The organism is Bartonella sp. OC68QHHN (assembly GCF_042193875.1).
In the GTDB taxonomy this organism is placed as follows: domain Bacteria; phylum Pseudomonadota; class Alphaproteobacteria; order Rhizobiales; family Rhizobiaceae; genus Bartonella; species Bartonella grahamii_A.
The window spans coordinates 1-25,753 of the sequence record NZ_JBHIME010000014.1 but is presented as its reverse complement, the minus strand read 5'-3'; the positions used below and the strand labels follow the sequence as shown (position 1 = coordinate 25,753).

Annotated in this window: 17 protein-coding genes, 2 pseudogenes and 1 riboswitch; of the genes and pseudogenes, 12 read left to right on the top strand and 7 right to left on the bottom strand. The window is 38.2% G+C overall.

Annotated features, from left to right (window positions below; translation table 11 throughout):
• The first annotated feature begins 45 nt into the window (after positions 1 to 45).
• The 3 genes and pseudogenes from ACFIJ0_RS01070 to ACFIJ0_RS01060 all read left to right on the top strand — a co-directional run.
• Positions 46 to 246: a helix-turn-helix transcriptional regulator gene (locus ACFIJ0_RS01070; protein ID WP_375644017.1), complete on the top strand. Its 201-nt coding sequence runs from the start codon at positions 46 to 48 to the stop codon at positions 244 to 246.
• Positions 247 to 345: 99 nt separating this feature from the next.
• Positions 346 to 1,260, top strand: a complete 915-nt coding sequence (locus ACFIJ0_RS01065) for a toprim domain-containing protein (RefSeq protein WP_375623311.1) — start codon at positions 346 to 348, stop codon at positions 1,258 to 1,260.
• 12 nt (positions 1,261 to 1,272) lie between these two features.
• Positions 1,273 to 2,544: pseudogene (locus ACFIJ0_RS01060) on the top strand (YfjI family protein); the annotation flags it as partial.
• 1,538 nt (positions 2,545 to 4,082) lie between these two features.
• Here ACFIJ0_RS01060 and ACFIJ0_RS01055 read toward each other — a convergent pair.
• Positions 4,083 to 4,289, bottom strand: coding sequence for a Trm112 family protein (locus ACFIJ0_RS01055; protein WP_375623309.1), 207 nt, complete (start codon positions 4,287 to 4,289; stop codon positions 4,083 to 4,085).
• A gap of 13 nt (positions 4,290 to 4,302) precedes the next feature.
• Complete coding sequence (locus ACFIJ0_RS01050; protein ID WP_375623307.1) at positions 4,303 to 4,965, bottom strand: LON peptidase substrate-binding domain-containing protein; 663 nt, start codon at positions 4,963 to 4,965, stop codon at positions 4,303 to 4,305.
• A gap of 446 nt (positions 4,966 to 5,411) precedes the next feature.
• A riboswitch (glycine riboswitch) is annotated at positions 5,412 to 5,509 on the top strand.
• Between the two features lie 137 nt (positions 5,510 to 5,646).
• Between ACFIJ0_RS01050 and gcvT the strand changes: the two genes are divergently transcribed.
• The 3 genes from gcvT to gcvP are packed head-to-tail and all read left to right on the top strand — an operon-like array spanning position 5,647 to position 9,935.
• Positions 5,647 to 6,759 (top strand): glycine cleavage system aminomethyltransferase GcvT, encoded by a 1,113-nt coding sequence (gene gcvT / locus ACFIJ0_RS01045; protein ID WP_375623305.1) that lies wholly within the window; start codon positions 5,647 to 5,649, stop codon positions 6,757 to 6,759.
• A gap of 6 nt (positions 6,760 to 6,765) precedes the next feature.
• On the top strand, positions 6,766 to 7,134 hold the full coding sequence (gene gcvH / locus ACFIJ0_RS01040; RefSeq protein ID WP_375623303.1) for a glycine cleavage system protein GcvH: 369 nt from the start codon (positions 6,766 to 6,768) through the stop codon (positions 7,132 to 7,134).
• A gap of 5 nt (positions 7,135 to 7,139) precedes the next feature.
• Positions 7,140 to 9,935, top strand: coding sequence for an aminomethyl-transferring glycine dehydrogenase (gene gcvP, locus ACFIJ0_RS01035; RefSeq protein WP_375644018.1), 2,796 nt, complete (start codon positions 7,140 to 7,142; stop codon positions 9,933 to 9,935).
• A gap of 1,542 nt (positions 9,936 to 11,477) precedes the next feature.
• On the opposite strand, the gene alr is transcribed toward gcvP, so the two are convergent.
• Positions 11,478 to 12,593, bottom strand: a complete 1,116-nt coding sequence (alr, locus tag ACFIJ0_RS01030; protein WP_375623301.1) for an alanine racemase — start codon at positions 12,591 to 12,593, stop codon at positions 11,478 to 11,480.
• Between the two features lie 554 nt (positions 12,594 to 13,147).
• Between alr and ACFIJ0_RS01025 the strand changes: the two genes are divergently transcribed.
• From ACFIJ0_RS01025 to ACFIJ0_RS01015, 3 genes and pseudogenes are all read left to right on the top strand, one after another.
• The gene (locus ACFIJ0_RS01025) at positions 13,148 to 14,068 is read left to right on the top strand and encodes a DUF3472 domain-containing protein (RefSeq protein ID WP_375623327.1); all 921 of its coding nucleotides are present in this window, start codon (positions 13,148 to 13,150) and stop codon (positions 14,066 to 14,068) included.
• Between the two features lie 594 nt (positions 14,069 to 14,662).
• Positions 14,663 to 15,490 (top strand): ferredoxin--NADP reductase, encoded by an 828-nt coding sequence (locus ACFIJ0_RS01020; protein WP_375644014.1) that lies wholly within the window; start codon positions 14,663 to 14,665, stop codon positions 15,488 to 15,490.
• 18 nt (positions 15,491 to 15,508) lie between these two features.
• A pseudogene (locus ACFIJ0_RS01015) lies at positions 15,509 to 15,894 on the top strand (ferredoxin--NADP reductase); the annotation flags it as partial.
• Between the two features lie 4 nt (positions 15,895 to 15,898).
• Here ACFIJ0_RS01015 and eda read toward each other — a convergent pair.
• Entirely contained in the window at positions 15,899 to 16,576 is a 678-nt protein-coding gene (eda, locus tag ACFIJ0_RS01010; protein WP_375623296.1) for a bifunctional 4-hydroxy-2-oxoglutarate aldolase/2-dehydro-3-deoxy-phosphogluconate aldolase, read from the bottom strand.
• 115 nt (positions 16,577 to 16,691) lie between these two features.
• Here eda and ACFIJ0_RS01005 point away from each other — a divergent pair, with 115 nt between their 5' ends.
• From ACFIJ0_RS01005 to ACFIJ0_RS00995, 3 genes are all read left to right on the top strand, one after another.
• Positions 16,692 to 17,609, top strand: a complete 918-nt coding sequence (locus ACFIJ0_RS01005; RefSeq protein WP_375623294.1) for a rhodanese-related sulfurtransferase — start codon at positions 16,692 to 16,694, stop codon at positions 17,607 to 17,609.
• 1,696 nt (positions 17,610 to 19,305) lie between these two features.
• The gene (locus ACFIJ0_RS01000; RefSeq protein WP_375623292.1) at positions 19,306 to 20,439 is read left to right on the top strand and encodes a type III PLP-dependent enzyme; all 1,134 of its coding nucleotides are present in this window, start codon (positions 19,306 to 19,308) and stop codon (positions 20,437 to 20,439) included.
• Between the two features lie 74 nt (positions 20,440 to 20,513).
• Positions 20,514 to 21,098: a GNAT family N-acetyltransferase gene (locus ACFIJ0_RS00995; protein ID WP_375623290.1), complete on the top strand. Its 585-nt coding sequence runs from the start codon at positions 20,514 to 20,516 to the stop codon at positions 21,096 to 21,098.
• A 1,142-nt stretch (positions 21,099 to 22,240) separates the two neighbouring features.
• On the opposite strand, the gene ACFIJ0_RS00990 is transcribed toward ACFIJ0_RS00995, so the two are convergent.
• From ACFIJ0_RS00990 to ACFIJ0_RS00980, 3 genes are all read right to left on the bottom strand, one after another.
• Entirely contained in the window at positions 22,241 to 23,812 is a 1,572-nt protein-coding gene (locus ACFIJ0_RS00990; RefSeq protein WP_375623288.1) for a DHA2 family efflux MFS transporter permease subunit, read from the bottom strand.
• A gap of 22 nt (positions 23,813 to 23,834) precedes the next feature.
• Positions 23,835 to 24,929 carry an HlyD family secretion protein gene (locus ACFIJ0_RS00985; RefSeq protein ID WP_375623286.1) on the bottom strand — a complete coding sequence of 365 codons (1,095 nt, stop codon included), beginning with the start codon at positions 24,927 to 24,929 and terminating at the stop codon, positions 23,835 to 23,837.
• 153 nt (positions 24,930 to 25,082) lie between these two features.
• Positions 25,083 to 25,475, bottom strand: a complete 393-nt coding sequence (locus ACFIJ0_RS00980) for a Fur family transcriptional regulator (RefSeq protein ID WP_015856750.1) — start codon at positions 25,473 to 25,475, stop codon at positions 25,083 to 25,085.
• Between the last annotated feature and the right edge of the window lie 278 nt (positions 25,476 to 25,753).

Genomic DNA, 25,753 nt, shown 5'->3' with positions numbered 1-25,753 from the left:
TAATTAATAAACAGTAATTCTATCATTTAATATAGAGGGAATTTCATGATTCTAAATGGACCACTCCTCACAGTACGTGAGAGTGCAAAACTACTTAATATAAGCCTTTCAACACTTTGGCGGCGGGTCACTGATGGCTCGGTACCAAAGCCTTTAAAGATTGGTTCCTTAGCGCGCTGGTTACAATCTGACCTTTGCGATGTAATCGAAAAGGCAAAAAACCAACGTGGCAACGACGCCGCCTAAAGAAAACTTCGCCTTATAGGACAGACAAAGTATTTCGACTTTCGCAAATCCCAAAATAACAGAATCTGTCTTGGAATGCAAGTAGCAGGAAGGGATTTTATGCATTTTACAAATGCTACAACAAGCAATGCTTATGCATTGCATACAACAGCTCAAAAAATTACTTGTGCATTACGTGGTGTTTGGCATGGGCGTTATGGAACAGCCCGTTGTCCTGCTCATGATGATAGGCTGCCTAGCTTATCCCTTGCCAATGGAAATGATGGGCGTCTCTTACTCTATTGTTATGCTGGCTGCTCTTTTAGAGAGATCATACAAGCGCTCATCAGAATTGGCTTGCTTGGGAAACAAGCCTTTTTTGATAAAGCTTATGATCACACGCTCTCTTTCTCAAAACAGTTGTGTGCTGATTTCAAACGAGCAAAACAGAAAGCAGAGAGAGCAAAAGCAATTTGGCAACAAAGCAAACCAATCAAAAATACTTTAGCAGAAACCTATTTACGCATGCGGGGGATCACATGTGAGTTGCCTCCTGATTTACGTTTTCACGATAAATGCCCCCATCCCTCTGGGATTACACTGCCCGCGTTGGTTGCTCTTGTTAAGGGCGCTGGCTCTTTTGCTATTCATAGAACCTTTTTACAAGCCAATGGCTGCAAAACAGATCAGAGACCAGAAAAAGCCATGTTGGGATCTGTAACGGGTGGTGGGGTGCATTTAAGTCAAGGCAATCCAAAACATTTGGTCATTTGTGAGGGCATTGAAACCGGTCTGGCTCTGCTGTCTGGGTTGTTATCAGAGCCCGTTAATTTATGGGCGTCCCTTTCAACCCATGGAATGATGCGTGTGAATTTACCCCATACAAAAGGGCGTTTGACAATCGCAATGGATGGGGATGATGCGGGTCGTAAAGCAGGTTTTACCGTAGCAAAGCGTGCCTATAGCCAAGGCTTTGAGATCTTTATGATGCAAGCTCCAAAAGGAACTGATTTTAATAACGTATTACTTTCTTAAAAGAGGGAAACTATGAAAGATAGTAATTTACAAAACAATAATGAAAATACTCCCGTCAATGATAACGATAATGCCTCTTTAAACGATAATATTTGTTTAGAAGCCATTCCTTATGAACAGGCATTGCAACAAAATGGTTGGGGCAAAATAAAGCCTATCACTGCTGCTCTCTTACCCGTCGAGCCTTTTAGCTTATTACAGCTTCCAATGCCATTAATGGACTATATTTATGAGGTTGCCGATCTTCAACAATCTTCTCTCGATTTTATTGCTATCTCTGCTTTATGTGGCTTGGCTGCTGTTATTGGGAATGGCGTGCGGATTGCTCCAAAAAAACATGATAATAATTGGAAAATTGTTCCTAATCTCTGGGGGGCTCTTGTGGGGCAACCTTCAACACTCAAAACACCTACCATGCAAGCCGCTTTAACTCCTCTCTATGCCTTTCAAGAGGAATGGCATAAAGAATGGTTAAAGAAGAAAGAACAGCAAGAAACAAAAGATATTCTTAGTGAATTAGATAAACGAGAAAAGAAAAAACAAGCCTATAAAGCACTCAAAGATCAAGATGAGGAACAAGCCTTTGCACTTCTTTCACAATCTATTGAACACAAAGAAAGTGATGATGACACTCTTGATAAACGACGTCTTATTGTCAATGATGTGACTGTCGAAAAGCTTGGAAAACTCTTAAAATAAAACCCCCGTGGTCTCTTGATGGTACGAGATGAATTGGCTGGGTTTTTAGCTAATATGGAAAGAAAGGAATATCAAACAGACCGTGCCTTTTATCTAACAGCTTTTAATGGCAATACGTCATACACCTATGACCGTATTGAACGTGGAACCATTCATATTCCTAATGCAACCGTTTCTATCATAGGGGGCATTCAACCCTCACGCATTATTCCCATTATTCAAGCCATGCGCCATGGAATAAACGATGATGGTTTCATGCAACGATTTTAAATGATTGTATGGCCAGATGAACGAAAAGAGCTGTTATGGACGGATAGACCTCCCAATCAAAAGGTATGGGAAAGCTATCAGGGGGTCTTTCGTTCTCTTTATGATAAACCGTTAGGCTCACCAAAGCATCCGATAACCATACGCTTTTCTACTGATGCCCAAGAGATCTTTCGTGTATGGTGAGAAGCTTTTCAGAAAAAAATAAATAGTGGTCATTTCTCCACAAATTTACAATCGTATCTTTTGAAAATGGATAAAACCATACCAACCCTTGCGTTGATTTTTGAATTGACCGAAGGGGGGCGTNAAAATGTGAGGTTTATGAAAACGATAATATTATCAAGACTACGGATACAGACAAATAAATGACAGGCGTGGGTGGCGCCTTGTCTAATAGGTATAACCTCATCATAAAAGAGAGAATTCAAAAAAAGCCGTGCCAAATGATATGACGCGGCTTTCAAATGTCTATTCTAATGATTAAAATGAATCATCCACATGGAGTAATCAGTTCATATATACAAAACGTATCATATTGCAAGCGCTCTATTAGAGATATGAAAACTTATTAAAAGAAACGTAAATGATGCCTATGATCTTTAAGCACTCATTTTTGAGGTGATCAAAATTATGCAATCTTAATTGGGGTCTATTACTTTTAAATCGTAATGATCAAAATAGCTTTTGATATCCATTGTGCGTTATATCATTAAAAAAATATCGATTTCATAAGAGATAACATGATGATTTGGATCTATAGTAGCTATCTGCCATTTTACTGATTTTTTAGAAAAACTATCAATCGATATGTCTTTAAATCTTTTTATGCGATCTTTTATAGCGGTGGGTATTATGATGATGTTTTGCTAGCATCTTTAGATTTTGCGCTTCCATTTTGAATGGTTGTAATCTTTTTAATGCGCTATCAATCCAATCTTCAAACAAGATATGATTTTTAAACCTATACAATTATGTGATCGACAATTTCGAACGATTGCGTTTTTAACAATGCGATTTATTGTGATAAAATGCGTATTATAAAATTTATGAACTTTTATAGATGATAACAGCTTTGCATTTCATTTGAACGCTTCCATGCATTATAATATGCGCATCATGATTAGCTTTTTAGGATCTATTCATACATGGCAATCTTATATAAAAAATGGTCAAATGAATCGTGCATAAAAGTGTGGATTCTTAAGTGGATTCATATAAAATAATTGCATATAACACACTGAATTTATTATGTTTTTATGGTTCAAGGGTTTCCGGGGTCTGGAAGTGCTGACATCGAATCAGCCTCTTGCTTTTAGTGCTGAGAGCACTTGGACATAACAAGAGCCTCCGGAAATTCCGGGATATCCGCAAAGCGAATTTATTTTGCGTTCGATGTTAGGGCTTCCAGTCCCTATTGATCGCTGCGTATACGACCAAAAACACAAGTTCATTCATAGGGTAATTTCTTTAAATCGTTAACCAGAGTGAGCGCAGTTGTTTTGGTTGTTTTTTTTGCAAAGTTTACATGCAACTTTTGCAATACATCTCTTTATTTTGATGGGATTTTGGACAATTTTTTGGTGATCATTATGGGGGATATTTTAAATTGTAACTATATGACTTGTATCCATTATCCCTCTCTTTTATATTAAAATGAAAGCTTGTTTTCGCATTCAAAAGCAAAAAGACTTTTTAGAGCAACTATAATATTGGGAGTTGATAAAGAGAATGCTGGCGTGTCATGGATCAGTTTTTAAAATACCAATATTAAAAAGATTACATGAGCAAAAGAGAGCTTTTCATAGAACAATGATTGATAACAGCTTTCTCCAGAAAAAATGAACGAAGATTTCTTATTTTTTATACGCTACTTTTTCATTGTTTTGCAAAGGGCGCGCTTCTGAGGCAAGCATAATGGGAACGCCATCACGAATAGGATAAGCAAGTTTGGCTTTGAGAGAAATGAGCTCTTGTGTTTTTCGGTTTAAAGAGAGTGTGCCTCTCGTTATGGGACAGACGAGCAATTCGAGCATTTTTGGATCTGTGGTCATTTTTTTCATGTTTTGATGTTTATTAGTTTAAACGGTAATCTGTTCCTGTTTGTTTCATGAGTGAGCGTTCTGTTAATGCAAGAAGAGTTTGGGCACGGCTTTCGAGATCTGGAGCTTCAAGGAGAGCTTGTTTTTCTGCTGGTGTAAAGGGGATAAGAGCTGAAAAAGCGTTAACCAATATAGGTGTAGGGGCTTCTATGATACTGCTCCAATTATATTCCATTTCATGTATGGTTAGATATTTTTCTACAACGTCGAGTAAGCTCTCTCGGTTAATGCTTTCTTCAATATCAAATTCTTGCAAGTCTTTTATGTTTGATTGGATGAGAGCTGTTCGATAGGATTTTGTGTTTGTCAATTCTTGTTCTAAGGTGAAGCGGCAAACACCTTGTAAGATAATGAACAGTTGTCCATTTCCTGTTTCACTGTAGTTTGTAATGCGCCCTATACAGCCTGTTTTATAAAGTTGTGTAGAGAAGCGGTCTGTATTCGATGAAAGTGGTTGAATAATGCCCAATAGACGATCAGTCACCATAACGTTTTCAATCATTTCAAGTGATTCTGGTTCAAAAATGTTGAGTGATAAAAAACCACCGGGTAGTAAGAGTGCACCTTCTAAAGGAAAAAGGGCAATTTGCTTTGGAAGATCATTTTCACAATCGTAAGAGATATTACCAGCTTTCATGAGTATTTTTGGACCTTTATTCGGTAGTTATAGTTTGTAAATAGTCACAATTTATGACACTATTGAGAAAGCAGAAAACCTACTTCTTGTGCATTGAAATCATACTTATAAAATACTTGAAGTCCTTATTCTAGAAAAGAATATGAAATTCTATCTTTAAGGTTGAACTGCGCGAGAAAGAATATTGCGTTGCGATCTTTTTAGTGTGTGACGTTTTGCATGATTTTCAAGAGGTATTTTTGTTTATAGCTTTTGATTTTTGTCTTAAATTTCCTAAAATGTGTTCCTTGCAATTTTTGTAAGGTTCAAAAGGATACTATTATAAATCTTTTGAAGCAGCTTATGCAAGTTTTAAAATGAGAACATTTTCATCACTTTATTAATGACAGTGTGATAAAGATAGGTTATAGGTTAAAATATGCTGGGAAGAGCGTTATCGTTTCTTTCATTTTTTTGCGGGAGAGTGCAGATTGCAAATTTTTGCATTGCCGCCGAAGGGGAAATAGCCCATAATCTCTCAGGCTTTAAGGACCGTAAAAGGAAGAAGGCAGATCTGGAAAGTCGGGAGAGCCCGCGCCGAAGGTGTAAGCGAAAAATCTTTTCGCGAGTCTCTCAGGTTGATGACAGAGGGGTGCAGAGACGGCCATATTCTGTGGGCGTTAGCGCAGCTTTGGAGTTATTATGGGCACAGCACAAGAAACATCTTTTTTAAAAACACTTCCTTTATATGATCTGCATGAAAAAGCAGGAGCAAAATTTGGCGCTTTTGCGGGGTGGAGCATGCCTTTAACTTATCCTCTTGGCGTTTTGAAAGAGCATCTTCATACGCGTGCACATGCAGGACTTTTTGATATTTCTCATATGAAATTGATTGCCATTGAAGGGGCACAAGCCGTGGAATTTTTATCCTACGCTTTTCCCATTGATGCAGCAGCTTTAAAGATTGGGTATTCACGGTATAATTACTTGCTTAATGAGCGGGCTGGTATTCTTGATGATCTTATCATTACCCGTTTGGAAGAGGGGCGTTTTATGTTGGTCGCCAATGCCGGGAATGCACAGGCTGATTTTGTAGAATTGGAAAAGCGTGCGGTTGATTTTGAATGTCAAGTGATTGCCCTTGAAAGGGTATTGCTTGCTCTTCAAGGTCCTGAAGCAGCAGCTGTTCTTGCTGATGCGAATTTACCAGGGAATGAATTGTTCTTTATGCAAGGCTTCGAACCACAAGAAGATTGGTTTATAACGCGTTCTGGGTATACGGGAGAGGATGGTTTTGAAATTGCTTTGCCCATAGGGCATGCGCATGCATTGGCTGAAAAATTGCTGAGTGATTCTCGTGTTGAGTGGATTGGACTTGCAGCACGCGATAGCTTGCGGTTAGAAGCAGGGTTGTGTTTGCATGGAAATGACATTACCCCTGATACGACACCTATTGATGCTGCTTTGACATGGGCTGTTCCTAAAAGTGTTCGAGAAAAAGCACAATTTTATGGTGCGAAGGCTTTTCTTGAAGCGCTGCAAAAAGGACCTGCTCGTTGTCGTGTTGGATTAAAACCGCAAACGCGCCAACCTATTCGTGCTGGTGCGGTGCTTCTTGATGATCAAGGTAATGAGATTGGAGTTGTAACATCAGGTGGTTTTGGTCCTTCTTTTGATGGTCCTGTCGCGATGGGTTATGTTCCTGTTGATTGTAAAGTTGAAGGGACACAAGTCTTTACAGAACTGCGAGGCAAAAAGATTGCATTATCAGTTCATTCACTTCCCTTTGTTGAACAACGTTATTTTAAAGGATGATTTTTTATGTCTACAATTTATTTTACACAAGACCATGAATGGCTTAGCGTTGAAGGACAAGTGGTGACTGTTGGGGTTACACATTATGCGCAAGAGCAATTAGGGGATTTGGTTTTTGTTGATTTACCACAAAATGGGACAAAACTTTCCAAAGGAGAGGCAGCTGCTGTTGTGGAATCGGTGAAAGCTGCTTCAGATGTTTATGCTCCTCTTGATGGTGAAGTGGTCGAAATAAATGAAGCATTGGCTGATAATCCTGAATTGGTCAATCAGAAAGCCGAAACAGAAGGCTGGTTATGGAAAATGACATTGCAGGATGAGACACAACTGGAAGGGTTGTTGGATAAAGATGGTTATAAGGCTTTAATTGGATGAGTGTCATGATCGAGCGTTCTTTTTCTTCTCGACATATTGGGCTGCGTCCTGATGAAACACAAAAAATGCTTGATGTTTTAGAGCTTGATTGTGTTGATACACTCATTTCTCAAGCTGTTCCACACTCTATCCATTTGGGACGTTCACTTAATTTGCCAAAGGCTGCTAGTGAAGGACAAGCCTTGGAAGAACTCTCCAAGATGATGGAGCGTAATTGTGTGCACAAAAGTTTTATTGGACAAGGATATCATGGAACTCATGTGCCTCCAGTTATTTTACGAAATCTGTTTGAAAATCCTGCTTGGTATACTGCTTATACGCCTTATCAAGCAGAAATTAGCCAGGGTCGTTTAGAACTTTTGTTTTATTTTCAGACATTGGTGAGTGAACTAACAGGTTTGCCGGTTGCTGCTGCTTCACTTCTTGATGAAGCAACCGCTTTAGCTGAAGCCAATGCCCTCGCTTTTCGCTTTTCCCGTGAGAAAAAAACAAAAATTTCTCTTCAGAGTCTTTTACATCCTCAGACTTTAAGTGTTGCGAAAACGCGTGCTGAAACGCAAGGGATTCAGATTAGCCAAAATGGCGAAATTGCTTCTAATACAGCGGCAATTGTTTTATCTTGGCCAGATACAAAAGGTGCTTTTCATGATTACAGTGAGATCATAAAAGAGGCAAAGGAAAAAGGTGCTTTAGTTATCGTTGTCGCTGATCCTTTAGCGCTTACTCTTATGGAGCCACCTGCTCAATGGGGGGCAGATATCGTTGTTGGCTCTATGCAGCGTTATGGCGTTCCGATGGGATTTGGTGGTCCACATGCTGGTTACCTTGCAGTGAGTGATGCGTTAACGCGTCTTATTCCAGGGCGTATTGTTGGTCAATCCGTGGATACGAGAGGGCGTGTTGGTTTTCGTTTAGCTTTGCAAACACGTGAACAACATATTAGGCGTGATAAAGCGACGTCAAATATTTGTACAGCTCAGGCTTTGTTGGCTAATATGGCAACCGCTTATGCTGTTTGGCATGGGCCGAAAGGTTTACAAGAAATTGCGCAGCGAATTCATCATTTAACATGTCGTTTTGTTGCTGGTTTAGAGGCTGCAGGTGTTTTTTGTGAAGGAGAATCTTTTTTTGATTGTGTAAGCATTGTTGTGAAGGGAAAAGCGGGAGAAATCGCGCATCAAGCCAAAATAAGTGGACGCCTTATTCGTGTTCTCGATGATGACACCATTGCAATTAATTTTGATGAATTATCGACAGAAGAAGATGCTTGTGCTTTAGCGCAGCTTTTTGGGGCACAATTAGGCGATCAGGTTTCTCCACAGCTCTTTGGCAAAAAACGGGATGCTGCTTTTCTTTCCCAGCCTTTTTTTCATGCGGTTCATTCAGAGACAGATATGATGCGCTTTTTGCGTCGTTTGGCGGATAAGGATTTGGCGCTGGATCGTGCTATGATTCCTCTTGGTTCTTGTACAATGAAGCTTAATGCGGCGTCTGAATTGATGCCTGTGAGTTGGGCTAGTATAGCCAATATACACCCCTTTGTTTCACAAGAGGATGCAGTGGGTTATTTGGAGATGATCGATCAGTTAAATGCGTGGTTATGTGAAATTACAGGATTTGCGCAAGTTTCTTTTCAGGCAAATTCTGGTGCTCAAGGTGAATATGCGGGGCTTTTGGCTATCCGACGATATTACCAATCACGGGGAGAACATCAACGTACAGTTTGTCTTATTCCTGCATCTGCGCATGGTACCAATCCAGCTTCGGCACATATGGCAGGTATGGAAGTTGTTGTGGTAAAATGTTTAAGCGATGGTGATGTTGATGTAGACGATCTCAAAATGAAAGCGCAATTACATAAGGATAAATTGGCTGCTCTCATGATTACTTATCCTTCAACACATGGTGTTTATGAGGAAAGCATTAAGGAAATTTGTTCTATTATTCATGAAAATGGTGGACAAGTTTATTTTGATGGCGCTAATCTCAATGCACTTGTAGGTCTTGCTCGTCCTGCAGATATTGGCGCTGATGTTTGTCATATGAATCTTCATAAAACATTTGCCATTCCCCACGGGGGTGGTGGTCCTGGTATGGGGCCAATTGGAGTTGCAGCGCATCTCAAACCATTCTTACCAGGGCATGGACAGGATGGGACAACACATGCGGTTTCGGCAGCTCCTTATGGAAGTGCGTCTATTCTTGCGATTACATGGATGTATATTCGAATGATGGGGGCTGATGGCTTAAAATATGCAACACAAATAGCCATTTTAAATGCCAATTATATTGCTGCACGTCTTTCACCTGCTTATTCCATTCTTTATCGGGGCAAGCATGGACGTGTTGCTCATGAATGTATTGTGGATACACGTGTGTTGAAAGAGCAGTATGGGGTGAGTGTTGACGATATTGCAAAACGTCTCATTGATTATGGATTCCATGCGCCCACAATGTCGTTCCCTGTTCCGGGAACTTTGATGATTGAGCCAACGGAATCAGAACCAAAAGCAGAAATTGATCGTTTCTGTGATGCTTTACTCTCTATTGCTGAAGAAGCAAAGAAAGTTGGTCGTGGGGTTTGGCCAAAAGACAATAATCCATTGGTGAATGCCCCTCATACAGTGGCAGATACTTTAGATGATGCTTGGGAACGTCCCTATTCGCGACAAGAAGCTGCTTTTCCCAACAGTTCTCTTGATCCAGCCAATAAATATTGGCCTCCTGTATCGCGTATTGATAATGTTGCGGGAGACAGAATGCTCATTTGTTCGTGCCCGCCATTAGGAAATACCTATTAAATAAAAATATGTATTTAATTTTTTTATTTGCATAAACAAAAAAGCCCACACGTTTTGTGTGGGTTTTGTACTTATTGATCATGTTACTATGGAGTTATTTGCCTATTTTCTAGAATTTTGCATTGTTTTTTATAACATAAGCAAAATCGAAAAAGTTGACAAAAAAAGCTGTGTTTTGTGGGCAATAGGCATGCTCTCCTTTGCTTTCTACCGTATGACATGGTTTTAGTGATTAGGCGCAGTGGTCTAGCCAGCAATTCACGTAAACGAGAGTGAAACCTACGGGGGATAGGATCCAGTCTTTTGCATGTGTTGTGACATACTACTCTCATTAAAGTGACTACGACCGGTTGCAGAAAGAATAAAATCAATTTTAGTGCTTCTGATGATAAAGACACGCGAAACTCTGTTGTTGCATCTTCTCGAGTTAAGAATTATCTAAATATTTCTCTTTAATCTGCTTTTTATAAATATGATGCAAAAATATGTAAGAACACTTGTCAGAATGAATAAACGCAAAGCCAAATGTATTATGGTTGTTTTTTACAGGGTGTTTTATAAAAAGCCAGTACATCTTTCCAATCCATTGCGGGTCAGTTTGTAACTTTACGGCGTTGTTTTCTTAAGAGCACGTGTGCTTTAGCTGTTACCTGTAAATCAATATCCAAACTTAACGCAGCGACATGTTTTGAGCCAGAGATTGAGGCAAAAAGGAGCTTATGAGTAGTTACAGCTTTTGTATGCCAGATGAGGGCGAGGGGATTGCGTATTTCTGTTGACGTAATCTTTGCAACTGGAAGACAATATAATTTCAGAGAAATATAAGGCCGTAAAGGTGAAAATCAATCCTCAATTTGTCCTCTCCTTTTAATTCAGCTTTACGGCTTTCAAAAGTATCTAAAGCAATGTTTTTTTAATAATGGGGATTACACATTGTCTCATGCTTTTATTTATTGTGTTCTTTAATGGGGGCACGACCCTCATGTAAAACAGAACGATCCAAAAAGAATATACTTGGGTTGTTAATTCCCGTATTTGTTTTAAAGAGACATTTCGTTCCCAATTCTATTTCGCGACGGTGCTTGTGAATGGTACAACGGTGAATCTATTGAAAGCCCCTCAATCTTTACGCTCTATGAAGGAGTAAGTTGGCACCATCATACACTTTACCAGCGTCTAATGTTATTATAGCCCTTGGCACTTGAGATAGTTCATAAGAGGTATTATTCTTTTCTTAAATCATTTTTATCTAAACATAGTCCAGCTTGTGATATGCAAGCGAATGATTGTGATTGGGCAATTAATTTTAAAAACTTTGCAGTAGATTCTTTTTTGTCAATTTATGGGGAAAAGGCTAAGTTTTTGTATTTTGGGTGAAAGCTACTTCCATAAAACACTCCATCAACTTGTCTATTTTGAGATTTCTGTGAATGTGTGGTGTTTATGACCATTCTATGTGATTGATTGTTGTAAAATCTTTCGTAAAAGCCCTTCAATTTTCTAAAATGATGATTTTAATCAATTTATTTCTTTAAAGAGTTTTTATGTGTAAATGTATTTATAGCGTGAGCCAAGAGATGTTAGAATTTCATTGGGAAGGGTATCGGCATCTATAGATACTTTTTCAAGTGTTTGATGGGGTCCAATGAGTTCTACCCAGTCACCTGTTTGAGGTTTTTGATCAAGATCGGTCGTATCTACAATAATGGAATCCATAGAAACCCGCCCAACCATGGGAAGTTTGTACCCGTTGAAATAAACTGTTCCTTTATTCGAAAGAGCACGAAGCCAGCCGTCTGCGTAGCCTATAGAAATGGTTGTAAGAGTGCTTGGTCTGTTGGTTATAAAGCTTTCTCCATAACCAACAGGTGCTCCTGCATCAACAACGCGATTTTGGATGACTTGGGCTTCAAGTTTTAAAACAGGTTTCAGAAGTGATGTGTATTTTCCTTGAGGTTCGATTCCGTAGAGTGCAATACCGGGGCGAACAAGATCAAAATAAAAATCTGATCCTAGAAAGATGCCTCCAGAATTGGCAAAGGAAGCTCTGCAGGGCGGCAGTTGCGCAAGGACAGTTTTGAAAGAAGTCAATTGGGCATAATTTGATGGGTGGGTATCATCTTCCCCGTTAGAAAGGTGACTGAGAATATATTTTATTTCTGCTTTTTCGAAAATTGTAGGGTGTTTGATGAGTTTTTGTAATTCTTTTTGGTCAAGTCCTAATCGGTTCATACGGGTATCGATTTGAACAATTGCTGGAAGTTTTTTATCTTTTTTTTGACAAATTTTTTGCCAATTTTCAATGGTATTCCAAGAGTTTAGAACAGGAACAATACCAGATTGTGCGACAAACTCTTCTGCTAAGTGTGGAAGTCCATTCAGAAGGGCAATCGTGACATTTGATGGTAAAATGCTTTTTAATTGGAGTGCTTCTATGATTTGGGCGACAAAAAAAGTGCGACAACCAGCTTGATAAAGGGCAGGAGCAATTTTGTGAGCTCCTAATCCATAGGCATTTGCCTTTACAACTGCTGAACATTCCGTTGGAGCTACACGTTTGGCTAAAGTGATATAATTGGCAACGATGGCGCTGACATCGATGGTTGCTACAGCTGTATAGAGTGATGTATCTATTTCATCATTAACGGATTTTTTCATTTTACAATCCTCTTTCGAGTCAGTGAGACACTAAGTTCCCTTTGGTGATTTCATATAGGTTTCTATGATATATGGAAAGGATGTGTGTATGGTTTGTTATTGTTAAAATTATTAACAATTTATATTGGATTATGTGCTATGAAAGCAATCTTTTGATATAAAATAGCTTGCTTTGGTGATAAGAGATATCATTAGTTTTATTGGTGTGGTTATGGACACATGACCTTCTGACAATTGGTAGAAGGATAGACTTCTTATTTTTTACTTATTTTCTCTAATTGAGGCATATTTAAAAATAAAGGCTTCATCCGAAGTGTTGTATCGTTGTTCATAGTGAAACCAGAAAAGTTTTTCGTATCAATAGCGAATTCAAGTTCTTTGGGTGGATTGACGATAGAGTGTTGTTTTGGTAAAATTAACTCTCTGTATTTCATGGATTAAGGGGATATACCATGTATTATAGAATCAGAAAAATATTATTCGTTTTGGTATTGTTTTTAATTAGTTTGCTAAGTTATGCTGTTGTTGGGGGTGGGATCGTTTCTATCTAACATATATGGCCCGCTCATTCGGAATTTAATAAATTCTCTTTTTTCCAACAGATTAGTAGTGATGGCGGAGATGGTTCCCACTACTATTGGGCAAACCAGTTTTACTTTAAAAGTGGAGATATTGGATATATTGGTCTACAAAATAGGAGAGGGGTTCATTTCTTTAACTACTCGATTTGGAAGGCTGTAGGCTGGAAAAGTGGTCAATGTCGTTATTTTGATCATGAAGGTTCAGGGGTACAGTGTGATATTGAAGTGCCTTGGAAAACGGGGCATCAATATAAATTAGATGTTTCAAAAGATGGCAATCTGGTGACCGGTATCATAACAGATTTGATGGATGGTACAAAAACGATTGTAGGAGTTATTGAAGTTCCAAATACATTTGGCAGTTTTTATAATTCTCTTGGTTTTGTTGAAGAATATTCCCAAGGAGGTGAGCAACTTTCATCCTGTTTTGTTATGGGCATGCAAAGTTCAATCTTTAGAAGTCCTGTGGGCGATAACAAAGTCAAAGCGGAGCAAAGCACATACACTTATGGAAATTGCAATGATCCTTATGTGGTTCAAGCTGCTCGTAATAATGATGCTTGTATCAGTACTGTAAGCAATCTTGGAGGGACACCATCGCCTCATGCACCTGAAGTTGCTCTTGTTAATGAGAAAGATTTGAGTGCACAAACTATTTCTGATGCATTGAAAGCAAATAATTTGATTGTTATTCGTACTCAAGATGGTTCTTGGGCATCCAATATTCACTTCCCACAGCCCCAGCCGTTTAAGTGGAAATCAATCTTTGTTGATCACCGTGCTGGTTACAGTTCATCCCTTCATGTCAATGGCAGTGTAACGAAAGTTAATAAGGGAACACAAATAATGTATATGTCTGATGGTAATCGCTGGAAAGTTATAGAAACGCACTAAGAACTCGTTATTGATCAGTTTTTCAAGTACCGCTAACATTTATATTTTATAGAAGAAAATAAGTATAAATTTAGCGGTGTTATGAGAACTAATTTTTTATTAAAATTTATTTTGGAAAATCCTATCTTGTTTTGATAAAGACAAAAATAACAGGGTGTATTATGCGTTATATTGAATATCATCAAATTGCTGTTTTATTTTTATGGGGTTGATTTAATTTGAGCATATTCGCATGCACATTCCATTTATTTCTTGAATGATCCTTTTAAAATTCTTGTGTTGCATTTTCCTTTTTACCTCCAATGATGATGCAATCTGATATTTTGTGCGTGGTGTTCTTTTTGATTTTGTTAGATTGTATGTTCTGTTCTTCTTTTATTTCGTAATACAGATATAAACGGATATAAAAGGAGAGTATTTTTATAGTTTTTGATTGCAAGGTTCAAAAGTTTTTCTATTTTGGTTATTTTAAATACAAAAATGTTAATTGCGTGATTTATGTTTTAAGAGAAATATTGGCAGATGATTGCACAAGCATTATATCATTTGGCGAATCTTGAGTCCATGTTCAAGAAAGAGATAAGGAAGAGTTTTATGAATACGTCTGCCACAAATGATCAGTCAAACATCAGCAGCGTTGCAAATTTTCCGATTCCTGAGAATGTGTTCGCTCTTACTGTCCAAGAGGTTTGTCATTATACAGATCGTTTGTTTAAATTCCGTTTGAATCGTCCAGACAGTTTTCGTTTTCGTTCGGGTGAGTTTGTTATGATCGGTTTGCCAAATGCAGAAAAGCCGATTTATCGCGCTTATTCGATTGCAAGTCCCTTTTGGGATGAACAGCTTGAGTTTTTTTCGATAAAAGTTCCAGGGGGACCTTTAACCGAGCATCTCCAAAAAATTAAAATTGGTGATACAGTTCTCATGCGTAAAAAATCTACAGGAACACTGGTTCTTGATGCTCTTATTCCTGGAAAACGTCTTTATCTTCTTTCAACTGGGACGGGGGTTGCTCCTTTTGCAAGCCTTATTCGTGATCCTGAAACTTATGAAAAATTTTCAGAAGTTGTCCTTATTCAAACAACGCGTGAGCAGAGTGAGTTAGTTTATGCAAAAGATCTTGTTTTCTCTTTGCAACAAGATCCTCTCATTGGGGCATATGCACAACAGTTGAAATTTTATCCTATGACTACTCGTGAACCTTCTGAGCATATGGGGCGTATTACGACTGTTATGGAGAGCGGGTGCTTTTTTGAAACAACTGGCCTTCCTAAAATTCATCCTGATGAAGATCGGGTGATGATTTGTGGTTCTATTGCAATGTTAAAAGATTGTGCAAGGATGTGTGAAAGTTTTGGTCTTGTTGAAGGAGCCAATAATGCTCCAGCTACTTATGTTGTAGAGCGCGCTTTTGTGGAGTAATGAGTGGGGAAGTTGATACTTTATCTTCTTTCAAACTGGTACGGGGGGGGGCCTTTTGCAAGCCTTATTCGTGATCCTGAAACTTATGAAAAATTTTCAGAAGTTGTCCTTATTTAAATAACGCGTGAGCAGAATGAGTTAATTTATGCAAAAGATCTTGTTTCCTCTTTGCACAAGATCCTCTTATTGGGGCACATGTATAACAGCTGAAATTTTATCTTATGACCACTCGTGAGCTTTCTGAGCATATGGGGCGTATTATGGAGAGTGGGTGCTTTTTTGAAACAATAACACTCCCCAATATTCATCTCGCTGAAGATTGGGTGATGTTTTGTGGTTTTATGACGATGTTAAAAGATTGCATAAGGATGTGTGAAAGCTTTGGTTTTGTTGAAGGGGTTGATGTTTTTACACCTTACATTCTTTCGTAGAAAGAGCTTTTTTCGAGGGAGAGGGAAGTTGTGATGCAGTATATGCTAATGCAGTAATCGAATCCCAATCACTTATTGCAATGAGATGTTGTGGCGCTATCCAAGAACCGCCAACGCAGAAGACGTTAGGCAGTTGGAGCCATTGTGTTGCACTTTTTTGTGTAATACCGCCTGTTGGGCAAAACTGGATATCAGAGAAGGGAGATGCTAAAGCTTCGATGAAGGAAATGCCTCCAGCGGCTTCAGCTGGGAAAAATTTAAGATATGAATAGCCTTTGTTTAATGCTTGCATGAGTTCACTTGGGGTCATTGCAGCAGGAAGAAGGGGAATTTCACTATTTTTTGCACAATTGATTAATTCATTTGATAATCCGGGGCTTACAATAAACTTTGCTCCAGCTTGTTCGGCTTTTTCGTAATGTGTTGTGTTGAGAATTGTTCCAGCTCCAACAATTGCTTCAGGGACTTCTTGTGTAATTTTCTGAATTGCTTTGAGGGCATTTGGTGTTCGCAAGGTGATCTCAATTGTTTTTAATCCGCCTTTGACAAGAGCACGTGTTAAGGGTACAGCACTTTGTAAATTGTCAATGAGCAAAACAGGTATAACAGTTTGTCCTTGGAGATATAATGAAAGCTTTTCTCTTTTTTGGCACATGATATTTTTTCTTCTTGGAGATAATATTATTTCTATCGTTTGATTAAGCACAATATGTTAAAGAGTACATGAATAAATCTTGAAATTGAATGAAACGCGCGTTATGGCAAAACACATGGAAAAGAATTTTAAAGTTGCTGCACTTTATTGCTTTGCAGATTTGAAGCATTATCATCAATTACAAAAACCTTTGCAGGATTTATGTCAAGCAAAGGATATCAAAGGTACTCTGCTTTTAGCACAAGAGGGAATTAATGGAACGGTTGCTGGTTCTTGTGCTGCGATTGAGGCATTGGTGGATTTTATTACGGCTGAGCCAGCGTTTCAAACGCCGGAGATTAAATATTCATGGGCATCAAAAATGCCTTTTCATCGCATGAAAGTGCGGTTGAAAAAAGAGATTGTGACAATGGGGGTTGAAGGGGTTGACCCGCTAAAAGTTGTTGGTACTTATGTGGATCCTGAAGATTGGAATGCTCTTATTCAAGATGAAGAGACAATTTTGATCGATACGCGTAATGATTATGAATATGCGATTGGAAGTTTTCAAGGAGCGATTGATCCGCAGATTAAAACATTTCGCGAATTTCCTGAATGGGTGCGTCAACATGAAGCTGATTTAAAGAAGAAAAAGAAAATTGCTATGTTTTGTACAGGCGGTATTCGGTGTGAAAAATCAACAGCTTATGTTCGTGAGCTTGGTTATGAGCAAGTGTACCATTTAAAAGGAGGTATCCTAAAATATTTAGAAAAAATTCCAAAAGAGGAAAGTTTATGGTGGGGTGAGTGTTTTGTTTTTGATGAGCGTGTTTCTGTTCAACATGGTCTTGAAGAATGCGGACGCGAATTATGTCGCGCGTGTCGTTCTCCTCTTAATGCTGAAAGCAAATTATCGCCTCATTATGAGGAAGGTGTTTCCTGTGATGCTTGTTATAACACGCGTAGTGAAGCCGATAGAGATCGCTTTCGTGAGCGCCATAGGCAGTTTCAATTGTTGAAGTTGCGTGCAATTGATTCTCACCAAGGGACATAAGGGTAGCGTAGTGTAGGGCTTTAAATTTTAGCGTTTTTCTCTTAAATTTAAGAGAGAGAAGAGTTTTTTGATATTGGTAGAAAAATATTTTATAAGACCGGATATTATTCGGTCTTTTTGTCTATGTTAAATTATTTGATTTATAAATAATCATTATAGATCATTTGCTCTCCTTACATTTTATAGGATTGAGTTTTTAAATACTTTTCATTTTAAAGTAGAAACTCTCTTCACCAACAGTGCAGGGGAGGGAGATTTATAGCTTAAGAGAAAAGCGTATGAATAAGATGTGGTTAATAAGAGGAGATGCTAGGTGAGAAAAATAAAATGATAATAGGAGTTTATGATTTCAGAATTTAATATAATACATTAATTTATAATGATAATTTATTTTGATTTGAATAAAAGAGTTAAATATTGTGAACTTTATTGCTTCTAGATTAGATGAGAACGAATCACGTGAAAATTCATTCACCTGTACGTTGCAAATGGGAGCAACGTGTGGACAAAAATCATTTTAGATAAGGTGTTATGAAACATTTCAATGTAGGAGTTTCTGCAATATTGGGAGTTGGCAGATAAAATGGGGGCGTTGGTTTGTAATTTCATAAGTATAAAGAGGGTGAGGTGTAGTTGATCTATACCATACAAGCTATATTATACTGGGAATTTTGCATGATATCTACCTTAAACGATGCTGTGAAATGGATGTGGAAGCAGGGATGTTTTTTTAGGATGTAAATGAGAAAGATAATGGTATTGGTTGGGGGAAGGACATCGTTATCTTTAAAGATGATGGTGCTTCAGTTGTTACTATCGCTAGTTTTCAATGTCGGTCATCCTTGCATTTGAGAGGATATATAAGAGGTTCTCCTTTTTTCAATTGTTTTTATTTGTAATGTGCAAAAGAATGATTTGAATTGATTTATTGTAAGGGGGTTAAAATAAGAGAATTTTATGATGGGATTTTTGTTTAAGGGTACAATAATAAATTATCATTATAAATTAATGCGTTGAGTAATTTATTTTGCGTTATTTTCTATGGGGCATATTAGGAGATAGAATAGGACAAAGAAACGAGGGGCTTTAAAAGCAAGACAGTGCTTTATGTTGCTCGGATAATGTAAGGGGTGTGATCTCATGAAAGCGGATGGATGGCTTTGTCTGGTGGAGGAGAATGTTGTTTTTTCGCATCATTTTATCTTTAAAAATTAAAAAATGTTTAAAATTAAAAAAATGATTGAAATGAGAAAGAATTCGTTTTATAGGATGCCTTGCCCAAAGTCGCACGTGCCTGTGGGTGTCCGCTGGTTCTCAAATGGTGAGATTAACCGGTACGGTACCTGGAACTAACCGCTCCAGTCATTCTTACAGCCAATTGCAAGAATGAGGACATCTTGAAGCAACGACGGTGCGGGCCTTTCTGGTGTCTTCCAGTTTTTAAATGCTGGGATAACTATAGAGGCACACCTCATTGCCTTCAGTGCGGAAGTGGTTTTCTCAACTCCAATCAAAAAGGCAGATAAAGTAGAATAACGCGGCTTCGCGCTGTTCTTTCGCTGCATACAATACTAATTTCTGGTTTTTTGTAATCGGAATGGGGATGGTTGTTGTGTGTTTTTTTGTCCTTTAGCTTTTGGCAGCTTTGGCTGTTCAAGCATAGAGTGGGGGAGCTTTCCCTCAAGGAGAATTGCAGATGGCAACGCAACGTATTCGCGATTTTCTTGCAACACATCGTTCCGAAGGTCCATGCTTAATTGTTGACCTTGATGTTGTTCGTGACAACTATTTAAATTTTGAAAAAGCTCTGCCCCAGTCTCGTATTTTTTACGCAATAAAGGCAAATCCAGCACCTGAAATCTTGTGTTTGCTGAGTTCTTTAGGATCTTCTTTTGATGCGGCTTCTGTTGCAGAAATTGAAATGGCTTTAAAAGCCGGAGCAACGTCAGAGCGTATTTCTTTTGGGAATACGATTAAAAAAGAGCGTGATATTGCACGAGCATATGCATTGGGAGTTTCACTTTATGCAGTTGATTCTGTTGAAGAAGTGGAAAAAATTGCCCGTGTTGCTCCACGAGCACGTGTTTTTTGTCGTGTTCTTACCGATGGCAAAGGTGCAGAGTGGCCATTGTCACGCAAATTCGGTTGTGTTCCAGCTATGGCGGTTGATGTTCTAAGACGGGCACACCAATTGGGTTTGCGAGCCTATGGTGTTTCTTTTCATGTTGGATCTCAGCAGGTTGATCTGAGTGCGTGGGATCGTGCTTTATCGGATGCTGCTACAGTTTTTAAGCGTTTGGAACAAGAAGGCATTTCGCTGAGGTTGGTGAATATGGGGGGCGGTTTTCCAACGCGTTATTTGAAAGATGTCCCTACAGAACAAGCTTATGGTACAGCAGTTTTTGATTCATTGAAAAAGCATTTTGGTAATCGTATCCCTGAGACGATTATTGAGCCTGGGCGTGCGATGGTTGGCAATGCTGGTGTTATTCGTACAGAAGTTGTTCTAATATCTAAAAAAGCTGATAATGATAATGTACGATGGGTTTATCTTGATATTGGGAAATTTAATGGTCTTGCTGAGACTATGGATGAAGCCATTCGTTATCCTATTGAGACACCTCATGATGATAAGGTTATGGAGCCTTGTATTTTGGCTGGGCCAACATGCGATTCGGCAGATGTTCTTTATGAAAAAACACCTTATCCGCTTCCTCTATCCCTAACGATAGGAGATGAAATATTGATTCATGGAACGGGTGCTTACACAACAACTTACGCATCGGTTGCTTTTAATGGTTTTGAGCCTTTACGATCATATGTGATCTGAAGTTTCCTTTTAACTGTAGTTTTTTAGATTTTTTGCTATGCTCGTCATGGCGCTATAAGAGGGCGGTCATTGAGATGAACATGATGAATTTTCAAACAAAAGATGGGGCATGTTTTACACTTTTATTGGAGCAAGAAGCAGATAAGCCTTATCGAGAAAATTTGCTTGATTCAACGATGGGGTATGGACGTAAACGTAAATCATCAGAGGCTTTACGTCGTGGTCGGTTAGCTGCTCAAGGGCTTTCTTTTGTGGTTAAAAATGCGCTTGGAGAGCTTGTGGGAAGTATCCGTCTTTGGCATGTTTCTTTTTCTAAAGGAAGCAATAAAACACAACATGCTTTACTTTTGGGACCCTTGGCTGTTGCATCTGAATATGCTGGTATGGGAATAGGATCAATTTTAGTCCGCCATGCAATTGAAACAGCAAAAAAATTGGGATATGGCGCCATTTTGCTGGTAGGGGATTTTGAATTTTATCAACGTTTTGGCTTTTCAAATAGTTTAACAGAAAATTTGGCAATGCCTGGTCCTTATGAAAAGCATCGCTTTCAAGCGTTGGAACTGATACCACATTATCTTTCTGGGTGTTATGGCACTTTAGTTCCTAGTGGAGAACGAGAAGTTTCACATCGTTTTCAGCATCATAAAGTGGCTTGAAGATAGTGTTTATTTCGTTTTTCAACAGCTGGCATTGAGGAGAGCATACTGTTTTGACTAGTGCCAAAGTATTTGGCGGTACAAAGTTTTGGGGAGTTGTCTTGCGATTTTTATTATATGGCTAGTTTCTTATTTTTGATAATTTCAGTTAAGTGAGTAAGAATATATTGTAAGCTCATTTTTTGAAATAGCGTCCTATTTTATAATATTAAATGAACCGGATTTTTGAGTGGTCTTGTATTCTTTTAGAGCCGGTATCATCATACAGTTTTCAATATCGTTGGTAGATCTTGCATCGAAACGGTTGAATATTTTACTTTTTTCTTAAACAGTTTTTATCTCTTTGCGTTTTATGTGCAAGGGAATGGTTTTGATTGATTCAATAGAGAGACATTTTGAGAAATTTTATACAATTTTAGCGCTTGTTGAAAGAGAAGGGGCTTGAGAAAGAAAAATATGTAGCAGTCGAGTTAAAATTGTAAGTATCAGCTTTTCTAAAAGAGTGTAAAAAGTAAAATTACATGTTCAAAAGCAGCTTTTTTTGAAAAAATATATCATTATTTTTTTGCTATAAAGGTAAATCGTTTTGTAATTAGCATGAGAGTATCAAATACAAAATAATTTTCTCATGTAAAATTTTGCATTCAGAATCAAAAAAACGTTGTTCTACACATTATAAGGGAAATCGGTGCGTGAATAAAAATCACAAGAATCATAAATCTTTTATGAATATTCTTGTAAGAATCAAAAGAGTGAAAGGCAAAGAATCTTACAGAATAGTTTTTATGAGGATAATAGCGTAAAAAGGGGGTAGATAGATGGGAGATTTAATGACGGGCGCAAATATTGTTTTAATGTTTTTTTGTCCTATGGTGATAAATCAAAAATCTTATAGAAATAGCTGCTTTATCTTTATGGTGTGGAGCACTTTAGATAAGCTCTTTGTTTATTATCATCTAAAATAATTTTTGTATGCGAGAAGTTATTTTTAAATGCGTAAAGAGCCCGCATTGAACTGAATTTTTCTCAGAAGAATCATTTAGAATCATATGTTGATTCATACTGTTTCTTGAGAAGAGATAAAGTGCATAGGAAGCGAGGAAAGTGATAAGGATAAAAATATTTCTCAATTTTAATTAAGCTTAGTGATTTGGTGGTGAATCCATGAGAGGTGGTATTTTTTTAAGAAAAATGGTCATAACTGTCAAAGTACCAAAGATAATGGTTATGATAAAGAAAATATCACTAAAAGCCATAATCGTTGCTTGTATGCGTACCATACCAAACAATTGAGAAAGAGCAAGAGTATACGAATCAAAGGTTTCTGTTTTGAAAAATAAAGTAAGCTTTGAAAGCATTTCAGTCGCTTGTCTGTTTGCGTGGTTAAGCGTTTCGGCTATTCGTTCATAATGGAAGTCTGTGCGTTTTGTCATGAGAGTGCTGATAATGGCAAGCCCTACAGCACCACCTAGATTCCGCGTGAGATTAAAGAGTCCAGAAGCATTTTGCATCCGTTCTGGCGGGAGTGTTCCCAAGGCAATGTTATTAACAGGAACCATACATAGCATCACAGAAGCACCACGGAAAACTTGCGGCCAAAAGAGCTGCCAAAAATCCCAGTTATCTGTGATAGAGCTTGCCATCCAAGTGCCTATTGCAAAACCCAAAAGTCCTATTGCCATCATTAAACGTGCATCCATTCGTGCTGAAAGAAATCCAGCAAGCGGAGCAGTTAATAACATGACGAATCCTGAAAGAAACAGTGTTTCTCCAATCATGAGGGCATCATAATGGCGGATTTGGCTTAAATAGACAGGATAAAGGTATGTGAGTCCATAAAGACCTATTCCCAGTGCAAAAGAAAAAATGGATGCAGCTGAAAAATTAAAATTAGAAAAAGTAGAAAGATCTACAATGGGTTCTTTTGCTGTAAAAGCACGCCAGAAGAATAAGGCTGCAGCAAGAATCATGATAATGAATAAATCCCGAATCAGCCTATCACGCAGCCAATCATGACGTGCTCCTTCTTCTAGAACATACTCTAAAGTTCCCAAGAAAATAGCCATAGAAATGAGGCCTAACCAATCAAATTTCTTCATTAAAGAGGGATCCGCTTTATCAAAATCAATTAATTTCCAAGCGAGAATTGAGATGATAATCCCGCAGGGTACATTGATGAGAAAGAGCCAATGCCATGATGAGAGATGACAAATATAGCCTCCCACGGTTGGACCAATGGTGGGGGCTAATGTTGCGACCAGTCCGACGATAGGGGTAACAATGGGACGTTTGGAAGGAGGAAAAAGGACATAGGAGGCAACAAAAACACTAGGGATAATTCCACCACCAATAAAACCTTGTAGTGCGCGATACAAAATCATCTCTCCAATAGATGTTGCCGTCGCACAAAGAATAGAAGTAATCGTAAACCCGATAGCTGATAAGGTAAAGAAAACACGTGTTGAAAGCAATCGTCCTAAAAATCCAGAAAGCGGTAACATGATGACTTCAGCGATGAGATAGGAAGTTTGAACCCATGAAATTTCTTCAGAGCTTGCTGCAAGACCCGCTTGAATTTCAGCTAAAGAGGAGGAGACGATTTGGATATCTAAGATTGCCATAAACATGCCAAAGGACATAGCAATAAAAACTACAATTTTTTGCATTTCTATGCGTTCTTGAGATTGTACGAGCTCTGGTATGGAAGATGTCATAGTAAGATCTTCTACTTTTTTGTTATAAGAGACTTTTATCTTGTGGCTTTGTACGTGTATCAACTTTCACTGAAACACTCATTCCTGCTCGGATATGTCCGTTTTTTAAGACTTCTTCTGGAATAGAAATACGTACGGGAATGCGCTGGACAATCTTGGTAAAGTTACCGGTAGCATTTTGTGGAGGCAAAAGAGAAAAAACAGCGCCTGTTGCGGGCGAAATAGAAAGCACTTTTCCTGTAAAAAACTCCTTTTTGAAGGCATCAATAGCAATATAAGCCTTTTGTCCTGCGTGGATATTTTGCAACTGTGTTTCTTTATAGTTTGCTTCAATATAAAGTGCATGTATGGGGACTAACGCTGCAAGACGTTGACCATTTACAACAAAATCTCCCGTTTTTGCTGTTAAATTTCCTATAACTCCATCAAATGGCGCTCGTATAATGGTCGAATCAAGATCACGTTGTGCTTTTTCACGCGTGAGTTCCAGACTCTTTGTTTGGCTTTCTATTTCACTTCGTTGTGCTTCTAGCACTCGGATATTTGCACGTGCTGCAGCCATTTGTGCATCCGCTCTGTTAACATTCGCAATAGCTTGTTCATAAGCTGATTTGGCATCATCAACATTGGATTGAGGAGCATAACGATTTTTTTTCAGTTCTGTTACACGTTTTAAGGTGAGTTGTGCATTGGTTGCTATGGCTGAAGCGGCTGCCTTTTGTGCTTTTGCATCATCTAAAGTACTATGAGCGGCTGTGATTTGTGCGTCAATGCGTAGAAGTGTTTTTTTCTGTGTGTTAAGATGCGCTTCTGTTTGATCCAAGGCTATTTGATAATCACCATTGTCTAGGTAAAATAAAACATCGTCCTTTTTTACAACTTGGTTGGCTTTAATGGCAATTTTTTCAATATATCCATTTAATTTAGTCGCAATAGCTGCTATATCTCCTTGCACGTAGGCATCTTCAGTGGAGAGTATATAACGCCATTGCGTTATCCACTTATAGCTAAACCAAAGCACAAAAAGTGCAAAGACAATAAGAAGAACTTTGATTACTTTCTTTTGTTGCGTTTTATTAAAATTTTTGGTTGAAAAAATTGTCTTAGCTATGGACATGATTTTATACTTTCAATATTTATGTTCCAATGAGTATAATAAACCCATCACTAAGATCGGGTGATATACATGCAAGGACGATAAGAGCTTTTCAAACAATAAGGCAGTTTCTGAAACATAATGCTAAATATATGAACTTGCAAGTTCAAGGTATTATTTTGTTACGCATTTTTTACAAAGACCTCGTACTTCTAGGGTGCTTTTGTGGGCTTGGAAGTCAACAGCTTGAACCATCTGTTTTAAACTCGATACAATCGTTTGATTTTGTATTTCATTGACTGTGCCACAGTTTTCGCAAATTATAAACGTTGTAAGTTCATGTTGACAGTTTTCAGGGTGTAAACAGACCATAAAGGCATTTACACTTTCAAGACGATGAATACACTTTAACTGTACGAGTTTTTCTAACGCACGATAAACTTGGAGAGGTGCACGAAAGCCTTCTTCGCGTAAGTGATTAAGAATTGCATAAGCACTTAAAGGACCTTTTGCATTTTTTAAAGTGTTTAAAACCAATGTTTGGTTACGCGTTAGTTTAGATGACATTGACATCTTCCTTTTGCTTCCATGGAAAAGCATAAAGCGTGTAAGATGTTTATGCAATGGTGATTATAGAATATGTACTCTATCTGTAGCCTTTTACATAACATCACTGCGATATGTAAGAAAAGTTGCAATCGTTGTGAGGGGAGGGGTATTATAATCTGAAAGCCGCTGCTATCCAGCAAGGAATTTTTATACGCTTTTTAATTTAGTTTAATGTATTGAAATACGCCCAGTTGTTTACGCTATTTTATTTTGCAAAAAAGTAAAAAATGATATTG